The 23,169-nt window shown below is 34.5% G+C and carries 31 protein-coding genes; all 31 read right to left on the reverse strand.

Annotation, left to right across the window (positions count from 1 at the left end):
- Positions 1–48: 48 nt before the first annotated feature.
- Entirely contained in the window at positions 49–891 is an 843-nt protein-coding gene (locus BV11031_RS08540; RefSeq protein WP_010331054.1) for a DNA-methyltransferase, read from the reverse strand.
- 248 nt (positions 892–1,139) lie between these two features.
- Entirely contained in the window at positions 1,140–1,565 is a 426-nt protein-coding gene (locus tag BV11031_RS08545) for a hypothetical protein (protein WP_129550729.1), read from the reverse strand.
- 15 nt (positions 1,566–1,580) lie between these two features.
- Positions 1,581–1,943, reverse strand: coding sequence for a hypothetical protein (locus tag BV11031_RS08550; protein WP_206702152.1), 363 nt, complete (start codon positions 1,941–1,943; stop codon positions 1,581–1,583).
- Positions 1,944–1,997: 54 nt separating this feature from the next.
- Positions 1,998–2,450 (reverse strand): hypothetical protein, encoded by a 453-nt coding sequence (locus BV11031_RS08555; RefSeq protein WP_010331051.1) that lies wholly within the window; start codon positions 2,448–2,450, stop codon positions 1,998–2,000.
- A gap of 353 nt (positions 2,451–2,803) precedes the next feature.
- Positions 2,804–2,983 (reverse strand): hypothetical protein, encoded by a 180-nt coding sequence (locus BV11031_RS08565; RefSeq protein ID WP_010331050.1) that lies wholly within the window; start codon positions 2,981–2,983, stop codon positions 2,804–2,806.
- Between the two features lie 34 nt (positions 2,984–3,017).
- Positions 3,018–3,230, reverse strand: coding sequence for a hypothetical protein (locus tag BV11031_RS08570; RefSeq protein WP_026014568.1), 213 nt, complete (start codon positions 3,228–3,230; stop codon positions 3,018–3,020).
- Positions 3,231–3,519: 289 nt separating this feature from the next.
- Positions 3,520–4,278, reverse strand: coding sequence for a hypothetical protein (locus BV11031_RS08575; RefSeq protein ID WP_010331049.1), 759 nt, complete (start codon positions 4,276–4,278; stop codon positions 3,520–3,522).
- 399 nt (positions 4,279–4,677) lie between these two features.
- Positions 4,678–4,905 carry a hypothetical protein gene (locus BV11031_RS08585; protein ID WP_010331047.1) on the reverse strand — a complete coding sequence of 76 codons (228 nt, stop codon included), beginning with the start codon at positions 4,903–4,905 and terminating at the stop codon, positions 4,678–4,680.
- A 39-nt stretch (positions 4,906–4,944) separates the two neighbouring features.
- Positions 4,945–5,304 (reverse strand): hypothetical protein, encoded by a 360-nt coding sequence (locus BV11031_RS08590; RefSeq protein WP_010331046.1) that lies wholly within the window; start codon positions 5,302–5,304, stop codon positions 4,945–4,947.
- Positions 5,305–5,306: 2 nt separating this feature from the next.
- Positions 5,307–5,525, reverse strand: a complete 219-nt coding sequence (locus BV11031_RS08595; RefSeq protein WP_010331045.1) for a hypothetical protein — start codon at positions 5,523–5,525, stop codon at positions 5,307–5,309.
- Positions 5,526–5,576: 51 nt separating this feature from the next.
- Positions 5,577–7,064: a DNA (cytosine-5-)-methyltransferase gene (dcm, locus tag BV11031_RS08600; RefSeq protein ID WP_241739745.1), complete on the reverse strand. Its 1,488-nt coding sequence runs from the start codon at positions 7,062–7,064 to the stop codon at positions 5,577–5,579.
- 48 nt (positions 7,065–7,112) lie between these two features.
- Positions 7,113–7,382, reverse strand: coding sequence for a hypothetical protein (locus tag BV11031_RS08605; RefSeq protein WP_010331043.1), 270 nt, complete (start codon positions 7,380–7,382; stop codon positions 7,113–7,115).
- Between the two features lie 32 nt (positions 7,383–7,414).
- Entirely contained in the window at positions 7,415–7,933 is a 519-nt protein-coding gene (locus tag BV11031_RS08610; protein ID WP_010331042.1) for a 5' nucleotidase, NT5C type, read from the reverse strand.
- An 8-nt stretch (positions 7,934–7,941) separates the two neighbouring features.
- Positions 7,942–8,439 carry a deoxynucleoside kinase gene (locus BV11031_RS08615; RefSeq protein WP_010331041.1) on the reverse strand — a complete coding sequence of 166 codons (498 nt, stop codon included), beginning with the start codon at positions 8,437–8,439 and terminating at the stop codon, positions 7,942–7,944.
- A complete protein-coding gene (locus tag BV11031_RS08620; protein ID WP_010331040.1) occupies positions 8,439–8,594 on the reverse strand; it encodes a hypothetical protein in 156 nt (51 codons plus the stop codon). Before BV11031_RS08620 ends, BV11031_RS08615 begins: the two co-directional genes overlap by 1 nt.
- Positions 8,587–8,802 carry a YorP family protein gene (locus BV11031_RS08625; protein WP_026014567.1) on the reverse strand — a complete coding sequence of 72 codons (216 nt, stop codon included), beginning with the start codon at positions 8,800–8,802 and terminating at the stop codon, positions 8,587–8,589. The genes BV11031_RS08620 and BV11031_RS08625 overlap by 8 nt, the downstream gene beginning before the upstream one ends.
- A gap of 32 nt (positions 8,803–8,834) precedes the next feature.
- Positions 8,835–9,032, reverse strand: coding sequence for a hypothetical protein (locus BV11031_RS08630; protein ID WP_010331038.1), 198 nt, complete (start codon positions 9,030–9,032; stop codon positions 8,835–8,837).
- 36 nt (positions 9,033–9,068) lie between these two features.
- Positions 9,069–9,227, reverse strand: a complete 159-nt coding sequence (locus BV11031_RS08635; RefSeq protein WP_010331037.1) for a hypothetical protein — start codon at positions 9,225–9,227, stop codon at positions 9,069–9,071.
- Positions 9,228–9,335: 108 nt separating this feature from the next.
- Positions 9,336–10,052: a 3D domain-containing protein gene (locus BV11031_RS08640; RefSeq protein ID WP_026014566.1), complete on the reverse strand. Its 717-nt coding sequence runs from the start codon at positions 10,050–10,052 to the stop codon at positions 9,336–9,338.
- 28 nt (positions 10,053–10,080) lie between these two features.
- The gene (gene dnaE, locus BV11031_RS08645) at positions 10,081–13,998 is read right to left on the reverse strand and encodes a DNA polymerase III subunit alpha (RefSeq protein ID WP_010331035.1); all 3,918 of its coding nucleotides are present in this window, start codon (positions 13,996–13,998) and stop codon (positions 10,081–10,083) included.
- Between the two features lie 12 nt (positions 13,999–14,010).
- Positions 14,011–15,741: a single-stranded-DNA-specific exonuclease RecJ gene (recJ, locus tag BV11031_RS08650; RefSeq protein WP_010331034.1), complete on the reverse strand. Its 1,731-nt coding sequence runs from the start codon at positions 15,739–15,741 to the stop codon at positions 14,011–14,013.
- Positions 15,741–16,877 carry a hypothetical protein gene (locus BV11031_RS08655; protein WP_010331033.1) on the reverse strand — a complete coding sequence of 379 codons (1,137 nt, stop codon included), beginning with the start codon at positions 16,875–16,877 and terminating at the stop codon, positions 15,741–15,743. The genes recJ and BV11031_RS08655 overlap by 1 nt, the downstream gene beginning before the upstream one ends.
- Before the next feature lie 15 nt (positions 16,878–16,892).
- Positions 16,893–18,407: a replicative DNA helicase gene (locus BV11031_RS08660; RefSeq protein WP_129550730.1), complete on the reverse strand. Its 1,515-nt coding sequence runs from the start codon at positions 18,405–18,407 to the stop codon at positions 16,893–16,895.
- A 14-nt stretch (positions 18,408–18,421) separates the two neighbouring features.
- The gene (locus BV11031_RS08665) at positions 18,422–18,892 is read right to left on the reverse strand and encodes a hypothetical protein (protein ID WP_010331032.1); all 471 of its coding nucleotides are present in this window, start codon (positions 18,890–18,892) and stop codon (positions 18,422–18,424) included.
- 42 nt (positions 18,893–18,934) lie between these two features.
- Entirely contained in the window at positions 18,935–19,906 is a 972-nt protein-coding gene (locus BV11031_RS08670; protein WP_010331031.1) for an ATP-binding protein, read from the reverse strand.
- An 82-nt stretch (positions 19,907–19,988) separates the two neighbouring features.
- Positions 19,989–20,903 (reverse strand): hypothetical protein, encoded by a 915-nt coding sequence (locus BV11031_RS08675; RefSeq protein WP_010331030.1) that lies wholly within the window; start codon positions 20,901–20,903, stop codon positions 19,989–19,991.
- 21 nt (positions 20,904–20,924) lie between these two features.
- Entirely contained in the window at positions 20,925–21,296 is a 372-nt protein-coding gene (locus tag BV11031_RS08680) for a hypothetical protein (RefSeq protein WP_010331029.1), read from the reverse strand.
- Between the two features lie 171 nt (positions 21,297–21,467).
- Complete coding sequence (locus BV11031_RS08685; RefSeq protein WP_010331028.1) at positions 21,468–21,764, reverse strand: hypothetical protein; 297 nt, start codon at positions 21,762–21,764, stop codon at positions 21,468–21,470.
- Between the two features lie 56 nt (positions 21,765–21,820).
- Complete coding sequence (locus BV11031_RS08690) at positions 21,821–22,201, reverse strand: hypothetical protein (RefSeq protein ID WP_129550731.1); 381 nt, start codon at positions 22,199–22,201, stop codon at positions 21,821–21,823.
- Between the two features lie 60 nt (positions 22,202–22,261).
- Positions 22,262–22,555 carry a hypothetical protein gene (locus BV11031_RS08695; protein ID WP_010330375.1) on the reverse strand — a complete coding sequence of 98 codons (294 nt, stop codon included), beginning with the start codon at positions 22,553–22,555 and terminating at the stop codon, positions 22,262–22,264.
- 189 nt (positions 22,556–22,744) lie between these two features.
- Positions 22,745–23,140: a hypothetical protein gene (locus BV11031_RS08700; protein ID WP_010330374.1), complete on the reverse strand. Its 396-nt coding sequence runs from the start codon at positions 23,138–23,140 to the stop codon at positions 22,745–22,747.
- Positions 23,141–23,169: the final 29 nt, after the last annotated feature.

The following is a 23,169-nucleotide window of genomic DNA, read 5'->3' on the forward strand; positions in this document are numbered from 1 at the left end:
ATCTAAGAAGTTAGACTCACCTACTTAAAAATGTTTTATGTCTTTTTGCTACCCTAATAAGGGAATATTAGTGTGGAAACACTTCTCGTAATCCGCTAAATCATCTTCTAATTGAATTTGTTCTAAACGCTTATTGATTATCTCTATGTATTTGGATTCAGTTTCAAAGCCAATCCATTTACGATTATTTAACTCACAAGCAACTGCTGTTGTACCACTACCTAAGCAATTATCTAAGACAACCTCTTCTTCAATAGTGTATGACTTAATTAAAAATTCACATAAATCAACAGGCTTTTGCGTTGAGTGAATAGCTTGTTTACCAGTAACGTTCTTGTATTTAAGTACATCATTAGGAAACCCTGTAAATGATTCGTATTTCCTTCCGATCTGATTAGGTCTTTCTCCTACAGTCCCTCCTGCGTTATAGTTTTTTGTAACGACTTTCTCTCCCGAACTTACTACACCTTGCGGAAAATAAGGCATTCGATTTTTCACTTGTGACTTATGTCCCCATTTAGCTTTACTAAAAATACTAATTGTCTCTATAGCCTTCATTGGCCTGTTCTTGGCGTGCTGGTATAGTCCTGCTTTGCTTTTTTCCCAATACCAGTCGTAACGGTACAAACTGAAGTTACTACTCCTTAACTTTGTACTAAAAGGCTCACTACCAAACAGTGCAATCACACCGTTCTCTTTAATAACTCTTTCATACTGCTCCCATAAAGGCTCAAAAGGAATAGCTATATCCCACTTATTTGCTGTTGTACCATAAGGTAAGTCACACAAAATCATGTCTATACTGCCGTCTGGAATTAAACTCATTCCCTCTAAGCAATCCATCTGATAGGCTCTGTTTAATTCGAGACTCCCTAATACTTCTTTCCCCATTAAATCCCCTCCAACTTATATTTAATTTTTTTATTAATTTTCACACTAAAGTTTCAAGAAAGAATGTGGTACTCTATTACTTTGTAATTCTATTTATTAAAGGAAAGCTGCATACCCCTTTTAAGCTCATATCTAACTCTCCTTTTAAGAATTGAGTTAAAATAAAACTTTTATTTAGATTTCCCTTTGTTCTGCCAATGAAGTTTAATTTTTTTGTAGCATCACGCTTAGTTTCGATAATCCCATTTTCAATTACTGTTTACTCTAAGCCAGTTTTGCCACCACTTTATTTTTAAATCTCCATTCTCCAAAGCCTTTAAATTGTTATGAAGGTTGTCGGGATGAATTCCATAAACCATTTTTCCTTTAATAAAAATAGCTGCCCCTTCATTTTTATAAAAATCATAAGTTGGTTCCCCTCTGTAGTCCTTCTCTTCTTCCAATACCGTAAAATCATTAGATAAAGCATTATAGTATGTAATTCGATTTTTCTCTGAGTTTCTTACAAAATCAACTAATATTGAAATTTGTTTTTGAGTTTCTCCCTCATACTTATTGCTGTGCTTGTAATGACATAATAAATTTTCAAATTTATAAAGCTCAGCCTTCCCAATCGTTTTGATTAACTCCCTTAATGCAGTTCCAACCTTATAATTAAGCTTAATTTTATTCATGAAAAATCCCCCTCGTCATCCTTTAATTAAGAAGTACCAAAATCTCTTCCAGCACGATGTTTTACTCACATCATTTTGTTCTTCGACACGCTGATTCTCTTGTCTGACATGCTGCTGCCATTCTTCTTCAAGTTTCGTTTGCTCTTGAATGGCTTTTTCTAAGCTTTTTTTGTCTTCAATTATTTTAATGATCTTATCAGTCTGATACGTCCATTCATTATTTGTGTTCCGCTGCCGGTCAATTACGACAACATATTCATTTAAACCAGGGATATATACTTTGCCTCCAATTTCAATTGGCACTAAATCAATAACCCCTTCGAAGAAACAGTTGAATTCTATTTTTTCCTTTTCAGAAAAACGACCGAGTACATCCAATCCATATGTTTTATTGATTATCTGGCCTTCAAACTTGGCTTGATGTCGTCCCACTTATTCACCTCCTTGTAAAAGATGTTTCTTTACAAATTGAAGGAGTGTATCAACGTCTTTCGTAGTTGCTTTATCATTGATCAAGAAGAAATCTGCTATAACATATTTTGAATAGTCACCACCGCCATGATATTCATCTGCCACAATTACTTTTAATTGAATATTTTCGGTTATAGGAATCATATGAACATCTGTTCCATCTGTAATTGGAAAGTCTAAAGGGTACATATCAATATTGTTTTCTGTTATGTATTCGTTAATTGAATATAGGATTTCCTCCCCTTCAATTTCATCAAAGCTGCCAGTATAGTCGGGAAGTCGCTTTCTAAAATAATCACTTAATTCATTGTTTAAATTGGTTCGCTTTCTCTCAATCAGACCCGTCATACCGACCATTAAGCCTTGTTCTTCCGCTTCTCGGACTATAACCCAGTCTGCTTTTTTGAGCTTCATGTTTATTCCTCGTTTCTATATAAAAATTGAATTTTATTCAGACTTTACTGTTAGCAACTCCTCATTATTTGTTTTGATTTGTCGTATACTGCGCTTGCCCGGGAAATTATGAACATTTCCTTCTGACTATTTCCCTTCATCTTGTTCATATCACTGTAAGAATAACTCCGAGAAGGAGCGAACAGGCTCCAATCAGGAAAACAGTGATGTAAAATGGCATGCCTTCTTTAAAGTTCTTATTCTCAACTAAACATGCAAGGCCATTGCCTAAAAACGTTGAACCGAATAAGATTAGACCCAGTATTAAAAATGAAATTTCATTCACCCCGATTCTTTCAGGTTTATTTACTTATTTATAGATCCACTAACAACAGCCCGTCTAACCCATATACCTTGTCTCTATCAGTTAACTTTCCGTTCTTTCTCATTGTCTGCAGTGCGTTTTCTGCTTGTTTACGGTTTGAGTAAATATGTGGGTGATATCCGTAAAGATATTTCCCTTCACTTTTTGCAGCAATTACGAACATGTTCACTCATCATCTCTCCATTCTCGATAAAAGGAATATTTCATCCACTTATTTTGTATTTGTTGTTTAGCCTTAAATATTCTAATGTCTTTTTAACGCTTAAATTGCTGCATTCCTTCTTCACTTTCTCGGAATAACCCTTTGCACAATCTTCACAACAATTGAAGTCTACATAAGTTTTTTCATCGCTGATTCTAAGACAAATTGTTTTTCCGTTTATGTACTCTTTACAGATGTCACATATATGATTCATTAACCCTCTCCCTTTGCTCTAAGTTATTTTAATTATATACATATTATTTGTATTTGTCTATTGTTTTTTAATCTATTTTTCAAGAAGAGTAGGAGAGTTTCCTCCCCTACAGTACAATACGGCTGCTGCTAATGGTTTTCAGCTCGTTTATGAAATACACGAACAATTATTGCCGCTATGAAGAATAAGGCAAACAATCCAAAAGCCATTGATCCATTCTTTAAAATTATCCCAAAGATCAACAATGCACAACCAGACAAAATAAATAGTATTTTACTTAAGATATTGATCATTTACACTTCTCCATACAATCAAAGAATGCATTTACACCAATAATACCAGCAGTATTTACACAAGCATAGCAAGCAGTTCCTGCTGTTGCTGGAACACCGGCTGTGCATGCAGCTCCACATAAAATAGCTAAACCAGTAATTGCCCATTGGCTAATATTCTTATCACCTAAGCAATCTGATACACATCCAGTCCAACTCTGAGTACTCATCATGTTAGATGAGCTTGTTTGATCTTCTAAAGATTTTTCTGTTTCAAAGACACCAGACTTGTCTTCATCCTTGACGCCATTAATCCAATAACTCATTTCGTTTTGAGTGCTGCTGATTTTCTTCATATCAACTTCATAGTATTCTTCAATATTCATATCGCTATCAAATGAAACATTGAATGAACTAACTCTATCTACTTTTTCAGTGTCCACGTATAAATAAGTAACTGAATAAGTTACTGTACCATCATCATACTTGATAGCCCTAACTGATGCATTATCAAATACTTTTTCGTTTGATTTATGATACTTAATGTCTCCGTCTTCAATTGCCTTATTTGCCTTTGAAAGAAGTTTTTCCTTAGTCTTTTTGCTCACATCAATAGTGTGATCTGCAATAAATTCTGCTTCTGATTTTACCTTACCCTTGTCAATATTATCTGTTGAGATTGTACTCTTCGCATCACTATTCTGAGGAAATGTTGCAAAGGCCAGCACAAATACGGCAACTAATGCTAAGATCGTTCGATAAAAAGACTTGTTCATTAAAATAACCCCTTTGTAAAAATATAATTCTCGTCTGGCACCAATACTTATCAAACAGACAATCTCATAAATCACCTTCTTTCTTTAATAAATGCTACCAATCATATAAATAAATGTTAAGAAACAAAGGCGATTTTGAATAATAAGTATCACAGATGTCATTAACTCAAAGGGATATTGCTCACCTTTATAAACAACTTATGTAATTTTGTAATTCGTTAGATTTAGTAAAAACCTCACCGAATTTTTTGTCTATAGTTTTCCATTGCCTTTCAGTTGTTGAAGGTAACTCATTTTCAAGGTATATGAACAACTCATCGATTTTACTGCTAAGTTGATCCATATTTTGTACGAGAGTTTCTTTTATTGGATCAGATATTCGCAAGGAGCCGTCCTCCTTTATGAAAAGATAGTTATAGCCTTGCCGTTATCATTTTTTATGTATGGGGAATATTTTCGCTCTAGGTAATTCCTTGACTTTCCTTCTCCCAGGCTTATATTATAAATATCCATTACTTTATGTACTTCATATGCTTGTTCTTTTGCATGCTCAGGTGATAGCGCCTCAATAACTAGAGACGCATTTTCACCTTTGCTATCTTTACACCTTACATAATACTTTTTCAATAAACATCCCATTATCCTTTCGTTTTTTCTTGAAACAATTTAATGAATCAAGCCTCGATATGTATTTGAATTGTGTAGATCGATTAGGTTAGTTAACTGCTCGATTTCCTTACTCATCGCATAACATTGATCAACATAAAATTTCTTTGGCATAATCACAAACCGGCCATCTTTAAATCCTTCCGCACCGGCTTCTTGCATTGCTGCAGGAAAGATATCAATTAGACTCCCTTTCTTAAAGCTCTCAATATACTCATCTACTGAAATAGTGTGCAAAACCTTAATTAATACTCCATTGGTCTTTTCATCGTTATGTACGTAAATGCTTTGTGTATGTGGTTCAATAACTACAAAATCAAGAGCGTTTACCAAGTCAATTTTTTCTTGATCAGTTAGCATACTCACTCTCCTTTTAAATACGACTTGAAAAACTCACTTAAGTTATCAGCCATAGCTGCAGCAACTTCAGAAAAGTATTTATGTCTTTTCTCCTCTGATTTCAAAAACTCAACTGTCGTTTCTGCAATTTCTTTAATCCTGTCTTCTTTGATATTTCCATTCCTAACACGCTCTTTAATTTCCTCAGCCTCTCTTTTTAAAGACTCTGGGTAACTATCCATTCTCTCCACCTTCAATTTCCTCTTATTTTGAATTTGTGTAAAAGACAAATTTTATTCAGATTCTTTATTAACGTATGTATGTATTAATTCCTTGAATATTGATTCAAGTACAGTTACAGTAATTGAGTTGCCGGCTTGCTTGTACAACTGCGAATTACTAATTCCCACTGATAAAGCTTTCTCAAAATCTTCTTCATCAAATGCTTGCAGCCTCCAACATTCTAATGGAGTGAGCTTTCTAATTCTGTATTTTGGGTATTCGCCAATTGCTACACCATGACGATCAATTGTATTAACAGTGAAGGCTGGTTCATCGTCTTTTTTAAAACGTCTGCCATTCTGTCTTTTTTCTTCCCTTTCTGGAGTTAAGACGGGTCTTATTTCAGGGGTTGACACAGTAATTTTCACCCCTTCACCCTTGTTTGTTGTTAAAGTTGGACTTAGCCCATTTGAATTGTAAACTTGACCATTCATTCCTTTTCCAGAAGGATTAATATTACCAACATACTCAACAGCAATTTTAGGTTCTCTATGACCTCCTCCCATAGTTGTTAATGTTGGTGACACCCCATCAGGCGAGTACACTCTTTTAATTGCATCATGTCCCTTTAGATCAACATGACCAACCATTACTGGATTGATCTCTAAAATTTTCGGCTCAGTATTTCCTCCAATACCTAACCCGCTAGGTGTTGGACACAAACCATTTGTTGAATAGACTCTTTTCTTTTGATCATGTCCATTAATATTAACTCTCCCAACGAGTTTACAACCTGTGGAATCATTTATTTCTTTGACGCCATTTCTCTCTAATTCAGCAATTAGACCCTTTGTTTTTTTCTCGGTTAAGTAATACTTCTCATCAACACAATCCTCAAGAATTTCTCGCAACCTCTTCCCAACAACAACCTGTAAAGGCCATCTAAAAGTAAAACTTTTTATATTTAATTCTTTCAATCTCTTTTTTCCCTTACTTAAAACATCGTTCCTTCCCTTATCCAAAAACCATTCGTCATTTTCAATTAAATCTTCTCGAATCCCAATTATGTATATGCGCTCACGATTCTGAGGGACATTGAAGAATTTTGAGTTAAGCAGTTCTAGATCAATTCTGTAACCAACCTCACTAAAAGCTTCTGCCATCACATTCAAAGTGTTGCCTTTATCATGATTAATTAACCCTTTAACGTTCTCAAAAATAAAGAACTTTGGTTGCTTTTCCTTAAGAGTCTCAATGTATTGAAAAAATAAAGTTCCTCTTGTGTCTTCAAACCCTCTCCTATGGCCGGCAATACTAAAGCTTTGACAAGGTGACCCTCCAACTAAAAGATCAAATTCAGGCAAAAACGTTTTATCTATCTTACTTACATCACCGTAGTTTAACTGCTCATCAACGTTGTGAATTGCGCAATATGACTTAATAGCATATTTATCAATTTCACTAAAGCCAACTAGTTCATATTCAACCCCAATGTTTCTTAGTGCAGCTTCAAATGCACCGATTCCACTAAAAAGACTCATTACTCGTAGTTTGTTCAATAAATAACCTCCATTTATTTTATTTTTATTCTAAATAAAATTGATCTTTTATTTAGATTGTACAAAATACCCAATACAACCTGGCTTTTCAGGTTTTAATTCGCCCCAAACGTTGTTGTTCTTGTCTATAATTTGAAGCTTATATTTATTGCCTGTTCTCTTCTCGACTAACTCTAATGCATACTCATCAATACATTTTTGAACTTCATATTCATTGAAAGTCCAAAATGCCGAGTCTTCTAATAACCGATGTAATTGCAATGACATTTTTCTACGCAACTCTAATATTTGATCTCTAAATTTTATTTTGAGCCTCATTTTTTCACCCTTTTCTAAATAAATGAGATATTTTAAAGTAATTTTCGTTCAATCTCTTCCCAGTTCATAACACGAATAAATCTGTTGTCATTCCTGTTATGGGGAGCATCAAATAGAATCTTCATTCCTTCAAATGATTCTAAGTTATGTATTCCGTCATCTATCATGATGTCTGCTTTAATTATGCTTTTATTGCCACAAAGCACTACATTGCTATGTGGGATAAATGAAAAATGCTTAGTGAGCCATTCAAGCTTTGCTTTAAGGGACTCTGGATGGTTTGTTGCAGTAGTCACAACATATACTTCATATTTCTTCATCAGTTCTTTTACTACTCTTTGGCTGCCTTCTATAACATCAAGATTTCTGAACAAATCGTAATCTAAATGTCTATAAACATTATTGTTGGTATTTGTATATTTTTTTATATCCCAGCATAGGATGTCTTCCTCTTTCAGAAAAGGATCATCGTGTGTGTTAATGTTAGCTACCCAATCACTTAGTAAATCAGCTAAGACCTGATCCATGTCAATTGCAATTACTTTCTTCATAAATTCCTCTATTCCACTAAAAAGATTATGTCTTTAGCAATTTCGTCACTTGACCATTGTCCAGTATCCCATGAATATGTATGTAATCCCGCATTGCTCATAACTTCTCTATACAACTCTAAAATTGAATCAATGTCTTTTCCTTCTATATACTCATCTCCCCGTACGTTTAACCGTTCCTTAATAATGCTTGGATCAGCATGTAAGTATACAACCTTCGTTTTTGCTTTAATTTTATCCTCAATAAATCTAAGCTGTTGCTCTGTAAGGATCGAGTAATCTTTGAATTTCTTTGCATATACCAAGTTAGAATAAACAAACCTGTCAATAATCACATTGTCTTCGTCAGCTAATTTGTTGAAGTGCTCAAATAATTTCACATTCCCGCTTGTGGCCAACTCAAAGCTTGAACCTTTGATAATTGGGTACTTCAGTTCTTTACTTAGCTTTGATGCAACTGTTGATTTGAAGCAACAGTCAGGCCCCTCCAAGATAATTAATGCCATTAATCCTCCACCTTTCTTATTTTATGAAATCCAACAACCTGGTAAGTACCATCAGGATACTTCACTTCCACCTGATTGTATCGATAATCAACTTTCGCAACAGCTCCAATCTCATCTGTAAAATCAACAATCACCTTTTGACCTTTCTTAAACATAAGTTAAACCTCCCTTTAGTGGTGTTAATTCATGTTCTTTAAAGTAAGTAATGTCACCTGTTTCATCGCTAACTACATAGTCATATGTAGCTGAATGTAAATGCTCGATAATCTTTCCTTTTCTCCCCACATGATGCGGGCATCCATATCGTGCATTATTGTTAATTTCTACAGCTAGTCCAACAGGATAACTCCAGTATTTAGGCAATTTAATACCACCTCCCCTCAATAAAAAACCTCTTAATCTTCTGTTACTATTCTAGAAACCTGTTTTTCATTAAACCCAAGGGACGACAAGAACCTCTTAAAATCATCTAACAACAATCCAGGGATTTCCCCTTTATGTTCTTCGATAATGGACGGTTTATAAGTCTTATATAATTTGGTCACCTGCCCATATTCGTCTGTGAATGACATTTCAATTTGAATACACTTCAATTGTCTCACCCTATTTTTTAATTTTGTCTTGAAATTTTAACTGCTTGTTGCCATAACAATATCATCAAAACGCCTTTCATCATAAGTTCCATCATAATAACAAAGTTCAACTGTCTTTGTTTCTGGATAGATCGCTTCAATAACCCCGTACTCTCCAGTTGATTTGACCTTTGCCTCTTTATCTAAAATGAACATCCTCTTCACTCTCTCTATGTAATAGTTTTCCTTGGGATATATTTCATGATATGTATTCCATCGAACGAATTGTTGAAATGTTTATACCTTTCAATTATTTAGACCGATTTACCAGCTCACTCTGACAGTCTTACGGCCAAATGCCTTTGCTTCTTTTTCACTGTCCATCAGAATATCAATTCGATTGTTTTTAATATCCCCTCCTGTATCTATTGCATATGCATGAAAACTATTTCCTTCATATGAAACTTGCACTAATGAATACAAAGGAATTACTTCTGGATCCACAGCAATTATTCTTTTTCCATTGTAATAGGATGTGTTTGATACATCATAGCCGGTTTTTGTTTTCCCTGTGCAACCTGTAGAACAAAATGCTGTGTAAGCTGTGGCAACAACTTCATGACTCTTCACTGCCTTGGTATTAGTACTTTTAGAAGCTGATTTATCTCCACTCCTCTTTTTGTTGGTTTTTTGTACTTTTTTTGTTTTTGTATGTTTTGCAGCTTTTTTATTTTCTTCTGTTAGATATGTAATCTTCGCATTAAGATACTTTTTTCTACTTTCAGCCTGTTTTTCTTCCTCACTCTTTAGCCTGGGAAGGATTCTTGGAACGTCAATTTCATGAATAAGTTTTTGCCTCACCTCTTCTTTATTTAGATAAAATGACTCTTTTATTAAGACTTGACTATCTTGATGTGTATACAAGTTTTTAGCGCTATATACGAGCCCTACTCCTAACAAACCAATTGTAGCAAAAAGTGTCATTTCGTTAATTCTATGATATACATATTTTTTGTGTTTGTCTATAAGTTTTTTGAAAATTTTCGTCTCTCCTATCATCAGCTAAGATTTATATTTCTGCCCTTTTAGTTGTCAAACTCATATTTCCTTCATTATCAACATTGTCTATTCTGCAGACAGTGTGATTATATATGCTATCTTTATAGACTTTCGGAATAAAATTGTTACCTCTTCTGAAACCAGTAAACATGAGCAATGTTCCTCTGGTATACCAAGATTTCTCGACTACCTCTTTCTTTCCGCCACCAATGGATCTAGAAATCTGTTTATTGTAATGACTAAAGCTGCCCGACCACTGTTTAACTGTAACCACCCCTGTAGGTGTTAGAAGAGTAATTGTATGTTTGTTTTTATCCCTATCTAAAACAGTGCCTATAATCCGTGTAGTCTCATATTCATAGAGAGTTTTCCCTCTCCATTGATAAGGTTTACCTTTGACCGGCTCTGCTGGCAGTTTATAAAAGTCAGCAATATCATACTTGGCAAAGTTTACACCAGAAAGCTCATGGTCATTATAATAATAGCTCAATGAATCCATTTCCCACTTACCTAACGATCCATCGGCGTATTTTTCCCACTCTTTTATTAATAAACAATCATTCAATTTCTTCAGTGGTTCTTCTGTTGTTATCCAGGACTTTATTTTAGACATCTTGTTATCATATTCTTTTTTAAAAGCTCTTTCAGAAATGACAAGCTGCCCGTTTAACATGTCAACTACACTATCCTCACTAAAATGCTGGTTATAAAACGAAGCTGATACATCATCCAATAAAAAAAGTTTATCTTTTGGCGACTTTAATGTTTTATACACCTTTTTGCTGATGTAATCTCTAAAACGAAAGAATCTCACTTCTTGTGCAAATTCTGAAGGAACAATGTTGTTTTCAATTAGCATTTTTAAATTAGACAACGTAAGCTTAATTTTTGGTTCTGATATTAAGTTAATAAAGGCCTTCATGATTTCTTGCCTGTCTCCAAAAGAATCAAAGCAGCCTCCTTTTATTAATTGGATTACTTGTCCTTTCTTAATAATGCCGCTCTTAAACATTCTTTCAATAAAGTCGTTAAAGTCACTATATGGTCTATTTAGAACTATATGATGAATAACATCGTCTCCAATTCCATTCATTCCTTTAAGTCCAAATAAAATTGAATTGTTGTTAATATCAGTTCTAAAACCAAAATCAGCCTTATTTATATCTGGAAGGTCTATTTTAATCCCTCTTTGTCTGATGTTTCCGATGGCTGAAGCAACTTTCCCGTAGTTTGTAGCAGCTGTCTTTTTGCTGTCTTTTGTATCCTCGGTATCTATCCCTCCACTGTTTACCGTTAAACAAGCAGTATTCCAGTATAGAGGATTATATCGATAGTTTAAGTTCAATTCCTGTAACGCAATAATTGAATATGCCAAAGTATGGAGCAAACTAAAACTGTAGCCGAACTGTCTTTTAAATTGAACATTCCAGACATAATTCAAAAGGTTATCGGAAGTGCCAATCTCCTTTCCTTTTTTAAAAAACAATTCTTCCACTTTTTTTAGTACATCTTCTTTCTTTTTTGCTATGGATTTCCTAAGATAATTTGATTCTTTAATGTCAAAGTTAGCTATATCTTTATCCATAACCATCTGCATAACCACTTCTTGAGTATCAGCAACACCATAAATGTCCTTAAGGTGCCTCTCCATTACTCTGATTTCCTTTTCGCTTAGACTGTACCGCCTCATTTCTTCATACCATTTATTAAGGTTATTTTTGTATTTAACATATGTATCTACAGGCTGTTCTTCACCGTCTGACATAAGCCTCATTAAAGAATTGGTTACTGCTGCTTCAAGTAAGTTCTTAGGTTTTACTTTGACAACTGATTGATGACCAACTTCAGTTGAGAACTGGAACAAGTCCATGATCTCCCCATTACCTGCCATTTCCCATAGCTTTTCATCTTCATACTCAATTACGTCTGGATGGATGTATTTGTTGTATGTTTTCTTTAAGCTACCTTGCCATTCAATTTCTTTATTCTCAATTAATTGGTCTAAGGTTACTCGAATCTTATCTAAAGCCTCGATCGTAAGAAGATCAAACTTTACTGAGCCCATGGCTTCACTGTCACCCATATTAAACTGTGTAATATAAGCTCCTTTAGGAGTTTTCATCATTGCATTCGACTTTGTATATTCATCGTTAAAGATTATTACTCCGGCTGCATGAGAAGACCGCTTATTAGTTAATCCTTCAATTTTTAGAGCTGTTTCTTTAAGATTAGGGTATTGTTCAACCTCCTTAATAAACTCTTTAATCGGCTTTCTGTCAGTTTCTTTGTCACCATAAAAACAATGCTTCAAAGGCCAGTTAGATCCTCTTTCAAATGGAATCATTCCACTTAAATACTGGGATATATCATTATCGATTCCTAAGCCTCTACATGCTGTCTGAAGCGCTGATTTTGAACCCTCAGTTCCAAAAGTAGCAATTTGAAGAACACGTTTGTCTCCAAACCTTTCTCTAAGCGCATTTAGAATTTTTTGTCTTTTTGATCCTTCAGTATCAATATCGATATCTGGAAGGTCAGGTCTCGATTTATGTATATGTCTCCAATGTGGTAAATCATATTGCATTGGATTAATTTGAGTATTGTCGAGTAGATAATTAACTAAGTAACCTGCAGCACTTCCCCTGGCTGCCCCAACTAAACTATCTCCTCCACACTCTTCATCCCAAATAATATTAATGATTTCTCTGACTGTTATGTAATAAGAAGGCATAGACTGATTCAGCTTTTGGCTGATTTCCCAAAGTTCACCTAGCTCAACGTTAATCCTCTTTAATATTTTATGAAAAGCTTCTCTCGTTAGTTCGCTTGTCTTTAATTTCTCTTCAAATCCGTCCTCAATTAAATTAAGGAGATATCTATCTTGTTCATCTGCTGATTCAGACATCTTTTTTATATATTCATATTGATCATATGCTGGTTTAAATAAATGTCTTAATTTAAAGTTTGGAAGATCCATTTTAGGGATAATTGGTTCGTGCTCTATAGTATAGTCTTCAATCATCTCGCCAATGAGCATTGTATTTTTTATGGCCTGATCGATGACTTCTTTATCAATGTAGTCCATTCTCTCGTGAATTTCATCAACGTTTTGAACGAAACAGGCTTCATAAAAGGAATCAACTTCTCTTTCTCCATCCTTAGCGTTTAAAAAGGCTTGATGAATTGCTCTATCTTCTGGTCTTAGATAGTGAGCATCTGTTGTAACAATCATTTGCAAGTCATACCCGTTGGCTATATCTATCAGCTTCTTGTTACAGTAAATCTGTTCTTCACTCAGTGCAGGTTGAAGCTCGATAAAAAACTTATCCTTCCCAAAAACCTCTATACACCAAGTTATAAACTCATGAATCTTTAGTTTGTGCTGCTTAATTGACTGAGAATCACCAGTTTCTTCAAAAGCCTTTATCTTTAACAGGTGAATGTTTACCTCAGACCCCAAGCAAGCTGTGGTAGCAATGATGTGGCCTGGATCTTTACTTAATAGCTCCTCTACATCCTTTTTTACTGTCGGCACTCTTTCCATTGTTCCTGTATAAAATGAGTTTTCCCAGGCTTGAGAAGACAGTATTCTTAACTGCTCATGTCCTTTTGGATCAATTGCCAACATCAAGAAATGCGGAAATTTTGTCACTCCCGATTTATAGTTATCTCGAACTTCCTCTAAAGAATCGACTAGGTACGCTTCATTGCCCAATATCAGTTTAAAATCTTCTGGCATATCCCCCTTCTTTTTCATTTCTCTAACTGTTCGAATAGCATCTAAATGTGCTGAGAGGACTTCATGGTCTGTTATGGCCAATCCCTTATATTCCATCTTTACTGCAGTTTTGAGCAGTTCTTTAACTGAGTTTGTTGAGTCTAGAAGCCTTATGTTACTCCTATCTGTGTGGCAGTGACATCCTATCAACTTTCTTCCCCCTTAAAACACAAGTTCTTTTTGTTTTGTGCGAACCACCTCCAATTCATAAATCTCGATTTGAGGTGTTTTCTTGCCTTTGTATTCATTTGCCTTTGCTTTACCAATTACATTTATGACTAACGTTCCATTTGATTCTGTAAGCTGATTAAAGTAGTTCTCATCGCTTTTAAATCTTATGTATTCAATATCACCATGCTTGAATTTAACTGTTGTCTTATTCTTTTTTCCTAAATGTTCAATTTGTTCGACATCAATTTCAAGTTCCGTTATAGCTATTAATGGTTCTTCGACTTTGTAACCCCAAAAGTCTTTGTAGCCATCAAGTTGAAGGATAAATTCTTTTCTCAATTGTTTTGCTGGTATCTCAAAATCAACATTCTGAATATCTTCTTCGATATCTATGTCTTTAAATTTTTCATTCAGCACTTTGTTCACCAGGATTAAGTTCTGTCGTTTAATTGCAAAGCCAGCTGCATTTGGGTGACCTTCAACAAGCTCAAATAATTCAGTATCTATAAGCTCTTTCTTAAAATCCTTTATAAACCCTTTGTCATATCCTCGTATAGAGCCACTCAAGATCTCTTTGCCTTTTTCGGGATCGTTTCTGGCTAACAAGATCGGCTTTTTATATTCTTCTGCAAGCTGATTGGCCACCAGTCCAGTTAGGCTTTTATCTAGAATTCCTTCAATGTAAACAATCAGTATTTTATTCGCTGTTAAACTTTTCTCCTCTATTCTATTTTTAATTTCCACTCCAGCTGCATCTGCAATCCGTTTCTGCTTTGCTTTTAGATTTCCTAGAATCCTAACTGTGTCATCATGTATTGGCACAAGCTCAGTTTCACTTTGCCCACGTTTTTTGTAGGGCACCTTTTCTTTAGAAAGGAGGAATGCTCTCATCATTTGATCTTTTTCTTCACTGCTTCCAACCCTAATGGCAGCGTTAATTAAAGGGTTAATAAAGAACTGTGTATTCTGTATGTTCTTGTCACCCTTGGTTGAAAACTCTTGCTTCTTAAACAGCTTCTTTAATAATGGATGTTTTATTTTCTTCAAGCCTTCATTCATAAAATACCTGGTTTCAAGGTTTCTTGAATCAGCCGAATCAGCAATGTTACCAATAGATACAAGGTCTAAGAATTGTTCGGCTTCATTTTTATTTAGCTTTTCATCAATTGCCTGGCAAAATTTATAGGCCATTCCTGCACCTGTCAGAGTTTTATTCGAATAATTAGGCGAAAGTTGATTATTTACTACGATCGCATGTTCAGACACTCGTTCACATTCATGGTGATCAATAACAATTATTTCTGTGCCTCTCTTATTAAGAGCCTCATGTTCCTCAAATTGACTTGAACCTGCATCTGGGATTATGACTAAGTCAACATCATCAGGAATTGTATCAATAAAAATCCCATGCTCTTTCCCATCTTGAATTCTGTATTGTATATTAGCTTTCGGACAAATCTTCTTTATGTAATTTATAATGATTGAGCTGGACGTGTATCCATCAACATCACTGTCTACCTGAACAAACAATTTATTTTTATTATTTAAATGCTTGATAAGACATTCTGCAGCTTTATCAATATTATTAAGCTTTGAATAATGAATAACTGAACTGTGATCAACATTAACAAACAACTTTGGATTTTCTATGCCTCTATTTTTTAAGATAGTAGCTAAAGGATCGAAATTATAATCATTGTCGCCAATTAGTCTATACTCCATTAAATTCCCCCTTCATCTGTGCCAATCTCAATTTTCCTTCTCATTAGCTCCTCTAGAGTTTCCTTCCCCTTGTCAGCTGGGCTGTCCTTATAATCCAGTAAGCCTTCATAATCCCACAAAACATATACACGAACATAAGGAGTAAATTTTGCTGCGAGCTTTAGAATTTTCTTCTGATATTCAACCAGTTTTTCTTGATATTTCTCCTCTGTTTCATGTTCTTTTGGTGGTCGGTATTTATCAAGAGCAATAAAAACTTCTTCAACACCAAGAGACAATAAAATGTCCCGGTGAAAATTAGAAATATTACTTGAACAAACAGCACAGGTAAAGTTTGATTCACCGTAAAAGTCTTGGCATTTTAACACTGATTTTTCAGATTCGAAAATCAATACTTTCTTGAACCTTTCTATCGAATTTTTTGTTTTATGTAATCCATATAGATTCATCATTGTTTGATGGTTATATAAGATATTGCCAACTTTTAAAGGCATATATTTATAGCCTGCATCGACTTCTTCTTTAATCATTGAGCGCCTACGTATACCAATCAACCTATTATTTAAATCTCGATGAGGAATGGTAATCCCTTCTGTATGAGGTCTAAAATAGTACCCAATCTCAAACTCTTTTAATGTCTTGTGACTTATTCCCTCACCTAGCCACAATTGGTGAGGATAAGGCACAAACACATCTAGTACCGTTTCATCAAAGCTGGGGAGCTCAATATGTATTTTTTTCTTCTTTTTGAACTTCCCCATCCATTCCCAGTCATCAATCAAATCATTGTTTATGTATGTCTCTCTATTCCCAAATCCAAATGTTCTTCCTGCTATTTTGGCAACATATTCGATAGCCTGATTAAAAGAGATATTAATACCTTTTTGGCATCTTGCTCTTATAACAAGTTCGAATACATCAAAATTGTCCCCACACTCTGTATAACAGTGAAACTGTTTTGCCTCATGATAGTAATACAACTTATAGCTCCCACCAGAAGCATTGTGGCAAACGGTTCTGTAAATTGGATTTCCTTGTTGATCCCACAGATTGTTCTCGCTACCTAAATCTTTTAAAATCTTATGTATATCCTCAATGGTCAGGCTTTCTTTTACTCTGTCTTTATCATACTTCAAAGGGCGCTACACCCCTCATCCTGCTTTTATATTCAATTTTTCAACTGTGATTAGTTCATTGTCAAGATTTGTTGTGAAACAGTCCTTAATCCGCATGTTGCCCATATTGATATGGGAAAAGACTTTAACTTTGTCATACTCATTTCCCCTATTTTTAAATACATGTGTAACAAAATTTGGCTCTGGATAAAATCCTTCTTTTAAGATTGGATCAATTGCATCCTTCTCTTTTTTACTTAAAGGAAGAATTATCATTGCAGCATCTGTTTTATCTGCGATGGCCTTACTTCCTCTCAAGTATGAAGCATCTATTACTTGTCCTTTTAACCATGCTTCTTTCCAATCACCATTCAGCTGAGTTGCACTCATCATATAGACATCGTATTTGTTACATAAGCCTTTTAACTTATCCGACATAAGTAAAAGAATTTGGTCTTCCCTCAAGTTGACACCACTTTTTTTGCTCATCTCTGAAAAAATGGTTACTGATGAGTGAATATAATCGAAATAAACGTACTCTACATTGTTTTTAATGACGTTCTTTTCAATTGTTCTTTCAATCTCCTGAATATTAAAATCAGGCAGATGTTCGAACCATATGTTAGACTCTTGAAGAACTTTAGCAGCCTTTCGCACAAGTTGTTTTTCTTGTTCATTTATTGTATTTCTAAGGATTTTTTTCTCTTCTACACCACTAATGTAGGCAAGTGCTAAGCTTTGCAATTCTTCGGCCATCATTTCTGTTGAAATAACCGTAGAACTTTCACTCCATGGGTTTGATACCCATTCCTTCTTTTTAGGATCATAAAGTTCGGTTGCACTTAAGCGACAAGCGTCAGCGACCATGTTTCTTGTTTTACCGCCACCTGTAATACTTGAGCGCAGATAGAACTTTTTCTTCCGTGATCCCCGAAAAATTGAAGTAAGCATTTCGCTATTTAATGGAACTCCAATATCCGGCGACTCTTCGAATGAATCCAATAATTCATTAATACCTTCTCCGCCCTGGATTCCCACACTTTCAGATGAAGTTCTGAATTTTTCTTTTATGTCTACAATCTTCATTTCATAAGCTGTCAAAATTTCATCAATCGACTTCTTATCAAACTGTTCTTGCATCTTTTCTTGTTCTTTTGGGTCAATCATAGATTCATCATATATTTCCTTAATATCGAATCCCAAGCCATCCATTTCTCTAAGCAGACTAAACTTTTTTAATCTTTTATAGTGGTAATCAAAGTTTTCGACAACTGCCAACTCTTGTATTTTTTCTATATATTCAAGACCCTTATTATCATGGAAAATTTTATATTGAATATCGTAATCCTTTAGATATCCATCTATTTCAACGTCATTCAATACTTCAGTTCCTTGATGAAATAGGTTGCTCATGGCAAAAAATAATATTGAATGAAACCTTGAAGGAAAATCATCCGAAGTTATCTTATATTTATTGCTCTCTGACAAGATTGTGGGATCTTTTAAGATGCTCCCTAAAACTTGAATTATTGCCTGTTTGTCTTGTAGCAAATGGACTCTCCTTCCTATAGCGTTGAGATATCAACTAGCCCTCTTTTCTTTCTCATTCCTTTTTTTATGACCAAAGTAATTTCTTCTCTTTTATGATTCTTTGGATCTTCAGCTGATTTTCGGATGGCCTTTTGTCTAATGTAATGCCGCTTTGCTTCATCATAAACAAATGGAACGATTCCAATGCCATCACCTTCTCTGGGTTGTTTATCCAAAGTTTCATAAAAGTACCTAAGCGCTAGTTCAATGCCTTTAAGCTTATACCCATATTCCTCTTGAAACTCTTTAATTTGTTTCAACATCATGCCAGTTGGAGATGTAAGACCATATAAATTGCATATGTATTGAATTAACTCTTTTCTGTGATCTGATTCTTGCTTCCAGGTATTAAAACACTTTTCATGGTAATATCTTTTTTTATAAGGAATGGCTGAGTCTTTGTCTAACTTGGTCTCGCAATAAGGACATTTAACTTGTCTCCCCAAATAATCACTCCTATTAAGGAGGAGAGAATAATCCCTCCTCTTTTATTCTGCTAGAAGGTCTTTTAGATCATCTAGAATTACAGACATGACACCTACTTGCTTACGGCTGCACTCAGTAACTTTTATACCCTTACCTAAATGTTTCTCTGTAATCTCATTAACTTCTTCTAAACGGCCTTCTTCATTAAGCTTCATGCCAATTTCTTTAATTTGATCCATTAATGAGTTGAAATCAAGTTCTTCTGAAGCGTTGTTTTGTTTTTGCTCTTCGTATGTAACAGCAACAATTCCTTCTGCTTGCTCCTGTCTTTCGACTGCCTCAATAATTGCTTTTTCTAAGTTTTCTGCAGTAAATTCAGGAAGGTACGTGTCAATGTAATCAAATCGGCTACGAGCAAAATGCTCTTCAGTTTCAGCTAACCAAGCACTTGATTTGATTACTTTTCTATCTTCATCAACACCATTAGAACTTAGATAGAGAACAATATCGCTGTTATCAATTACTGGAGCTAAAACTCGTTTATCCCCCTTCGGATATACTTTGCCTTTTTTGTCTTCAGCAGCATGAGCAATAAAGATAACCGTAAATCCTACGCCAATTAATTTATTGATTTCTTCCCATACTTCAGTTTCATACTCTTTCCAAAGGCCAAACCCATCATTACCATCTTTAATCCGTTCTACATCATATTGCTCGCATACATATCTAGTCGCATATTTAGCAAAAGCGTCTACTTCATCAACAATGATTGTCTGATACATTTCTTTGGCTTTTTCAGCATTTTTAGTTAACTGTTTGTTTACCTTTTTAAAATCAGCCCAACTATTGATAGGCATGAATTGGACACCGGCAATGGCATTTAATCCTTTTTCGAATGGCAGATATAACGGTTTCTTCATCTGAGTGCTTTGCTTAGTTTTACCTAAGTTGTTAGAACCGTAGATTGTGATAACTTTTCCTTCTAATCCTTTTGCTACTACAGAAACTTGTGGGTTGAAAATATCAATTGCCATTATAGTTCTCCTTTTATTTTGAATTTGTTGGGTGAGTCGGAGCTCACCCCAGTTATGTATTAGATTAATGATCTATTTTATTTTAGAAAGGGAGATCATCATCTGAAATTTCAACCGGCTTTGAAGGCTTGTTATTAGGAGCACTTCCACCAAAGCCAGACTTTTTATTGTTTTCATTGCTGCTTTCGTTCTTAAGTCCTTCTAGATAAGTCTCTCTTTCAGTCAATGCTTTTTTAATTACTTCTGGATTAAAAGCATTTTTACTATCTTCATCATAAGGATCGTTCCCACCTGTAACTAGATACTCTCTTTTTGTAATGGAGGTGATTTCTTTTTTGTCTTCTCCAAATGCAGCAGTTTTGGTTGTTACTTTTTGTTCTTTATAATTAATAATCTTTCCGAAGACATTAACCGTAGATCCTTTTTCATAATTGTTTTCAACATATTGAGAACCTTCCTTAGTCACTACAAATGTAAAAGGAATGACTTTCCCGCCATACAAAGGGATATAACCATTTAAATTAACTCTTCCTGTTTCTTCTCCTTTTACTTTTTCTTCAGTTACATTTTTAACAAACAGTTCAACATCAAATTCAGCTTTAGGATTAAATTCTTCATTAGCATCCAGTCTGTTTACAAAGTTGGTGGTTAGCTGTGGGTACGCCTTTAATACTCCTTGAGAGTAATATTCATTTAATCCAATCTTACCTTGGGTGATTCTCACTTTATCAGCTTGATCTCTTCCATGTTCTGCGATGGACTTATAATCACTTATGATAGTTTGATACCCTTTGGCAATAGCATTATCTGTACCATCAGCTTTCTTATATTTTGAAAAGCCTTTAACTGTATGCACTTCGTTAGGTGCAACCTCAATATCTAATTCAATATTTAGTCCATTTCCATTTTTCCACTCAGTGTGTCTTACTTCTGCCAGAGTTCCTTCAAGTGTTACAACGTTTGATGCTTCCCGTAATACCGTTTTGTTTTCTATCATATTTTTAATCATCCTCTATTTTTATTTTTGTCTATTGTGATTTTTCTTTGAATATGTAATTTTGCTAAACTTGCAGTCTTTGATTCCAAGTTCTTTACTAAGTTCTATGTACCTTCTTTTTGGGAACTTCCAATCATTTTGGTCAGAAAAGCATCCTGATTTATTTACAATTTCAAATACCTGCTTTTTTCTGTTAACTTTGATTATCATATTTCCGTAAGCGTACTCTGTGCAAAATAAACGTTTTTTCACTCGCTCAGGATGAGTTTCTTTGACAAGTAGGACATTCCTTATCATCTTTAACAGTGCCTGATCAGGAGCAATGGTCTTGTTGTCTTTAACGTTTTCTCTGTAATAGTTTAATGCTTTCTCTGTTATCCCAAGTACCTCCAAGTAATTCGCCTCCTTCCCTTTAACTTGAGTTTATTATATACATATTTTTTACCTTTGTCTACATGTTTTATAAACTTTTATATTTTTTATTTTTGTATTTCATTTGCGCTCTTTCTAATTCGAATAAAATTATCATTTTATTCGGAAAGCTAAAAAGGAAGCAATGTAATTTCATGCTTCTTTTTTAGCTTTTTTATTATCAGATAAATTTGAGAACATAAATAATAACGCAAATAAGATAAAGACAAAAGCAAACAGAACAACATTCAGAAATATTAATGGCAACGAAAAAAATAATAAAACTCCATAGATAATTTTTGAAATTTTCGGGCTGATGAGTGAAAAGATTCCCCCAACTAACATTAATAATCCAAAAGCGCTGCTGAAAGGAGAGATCCCTGATCTAAATCCAACACCAATTATCAAAATGCCTAATGCGAGTGATAATAAGCTTAAAAGTATCCTCATGAATTTCATTTCACCTCAATGTTTCTATCGGCAAATTTAAAGGTTTTTTAAGCCAATTAAACAATTTCACTCCATAGCCACATATCCATTGTTTGCAATGAAAAGCCATCAGGCAACTGCTTCATTTTCACATTTACATTGTATCTTCTGCCGGTTGTTTTATGTACAATAGCTAGTTCTTCACCATTAAAGAAACGTACAATAGCTTCATCAAATGCAATTGGCTGATTAACCACATAACCTTCCTTTAAAGCTCTGATAAACAAATAAGGATCATTTTTATACAGCTCATAGAGAATGTTTGCGTATTGTTCGTTTTTGTCTCTAAGTAGTTCGAAATTAATTAACGGTATGTATAAATCTTTGTCTGATAAATTTAATTTGTTTCTAAAGTATTTAATCGCTTCATCCTGTTCTTTAGAAATAATGTTTGGCATTTAGTTAACCCCTTTATTTATGTATAACGGGCTAGTCTGACTAGCCCATCTTGACTCTAATTAAAATTCTTCCAGCCCATAGTCTTTTGCACCTTCTACTATTAAACTATATGCAGCCAGAAGATGCTCTTTGATTTTCTCTTTTGTTTCTTCTCCAAAAGCACCAAAACCAATTTTAACTTCATTTGAATAATTAATTTCCCTATTACCTACTTGCGCTATGTTTTCCTTTTCAATTACAGCAATAAAATAAGCATTTCCTAGATTTTTTCCTAAGTACTCCCCAGTGAATGGATCATAATCATTATAAACCTCATATCGTATTTCTCCGATTCTAAGCTTCTGTTCACTCATACTCTCATCCCCTGTTTTGAAATTTTTGGTACTCTTAAATTATAAACCATAACCAAAAAGGGAACAAGTGTTCCTTTTTGCTATTTTCGATTACATTTTGTCCGCTCTTTATTTCATTGTGCTTAAAACTCTATTTTATCTTTCGGTGACGAAGTGTCCTTGTTCCATTATTTGAATAAAAAATTACTTTTATGTAGACTCAATACTGATGCCAGTATCTTTTAACAATTCAATCTGTTCCGTTGGAATATCAGCTTTCACCATACTCCACCCGACTAAGGTCATTCCGTAATAAAGATCGGTTAATTCAACTTCATCATTCAACTCACCTTTTAATCGAATCATTCGATCTTTATATTTTTCATGACCAACAATATCAAAGCTCTGATTATAAATTGCATATGTTTTACCGTCTGCTTCTTTGTCTTGATATGGGGTATAGACTGCCCTGCCGTCAGACAGGCTTGGATCAGTTTTCAACCATTCATATACCTCTTCATCAGACTGAGCAAGCACATATGTAAAGATACCCCGCTCACTCCCCTTAGGTGCAAAGTGCTCTAGCATAACTTCATATAAGTTCATTTCATTACCTCCCTGGATTCTGTTTAAAA

It is taken from the genome of Bacillus vallismortis, from assembly GCF_004116955.1.
Taxonomy (GTDB): domain Bacteria; phylum Bacillota; class Bacilli; order Bacillales; family Bacillaceae; genus Bacillus; species Bacillus vallismortis.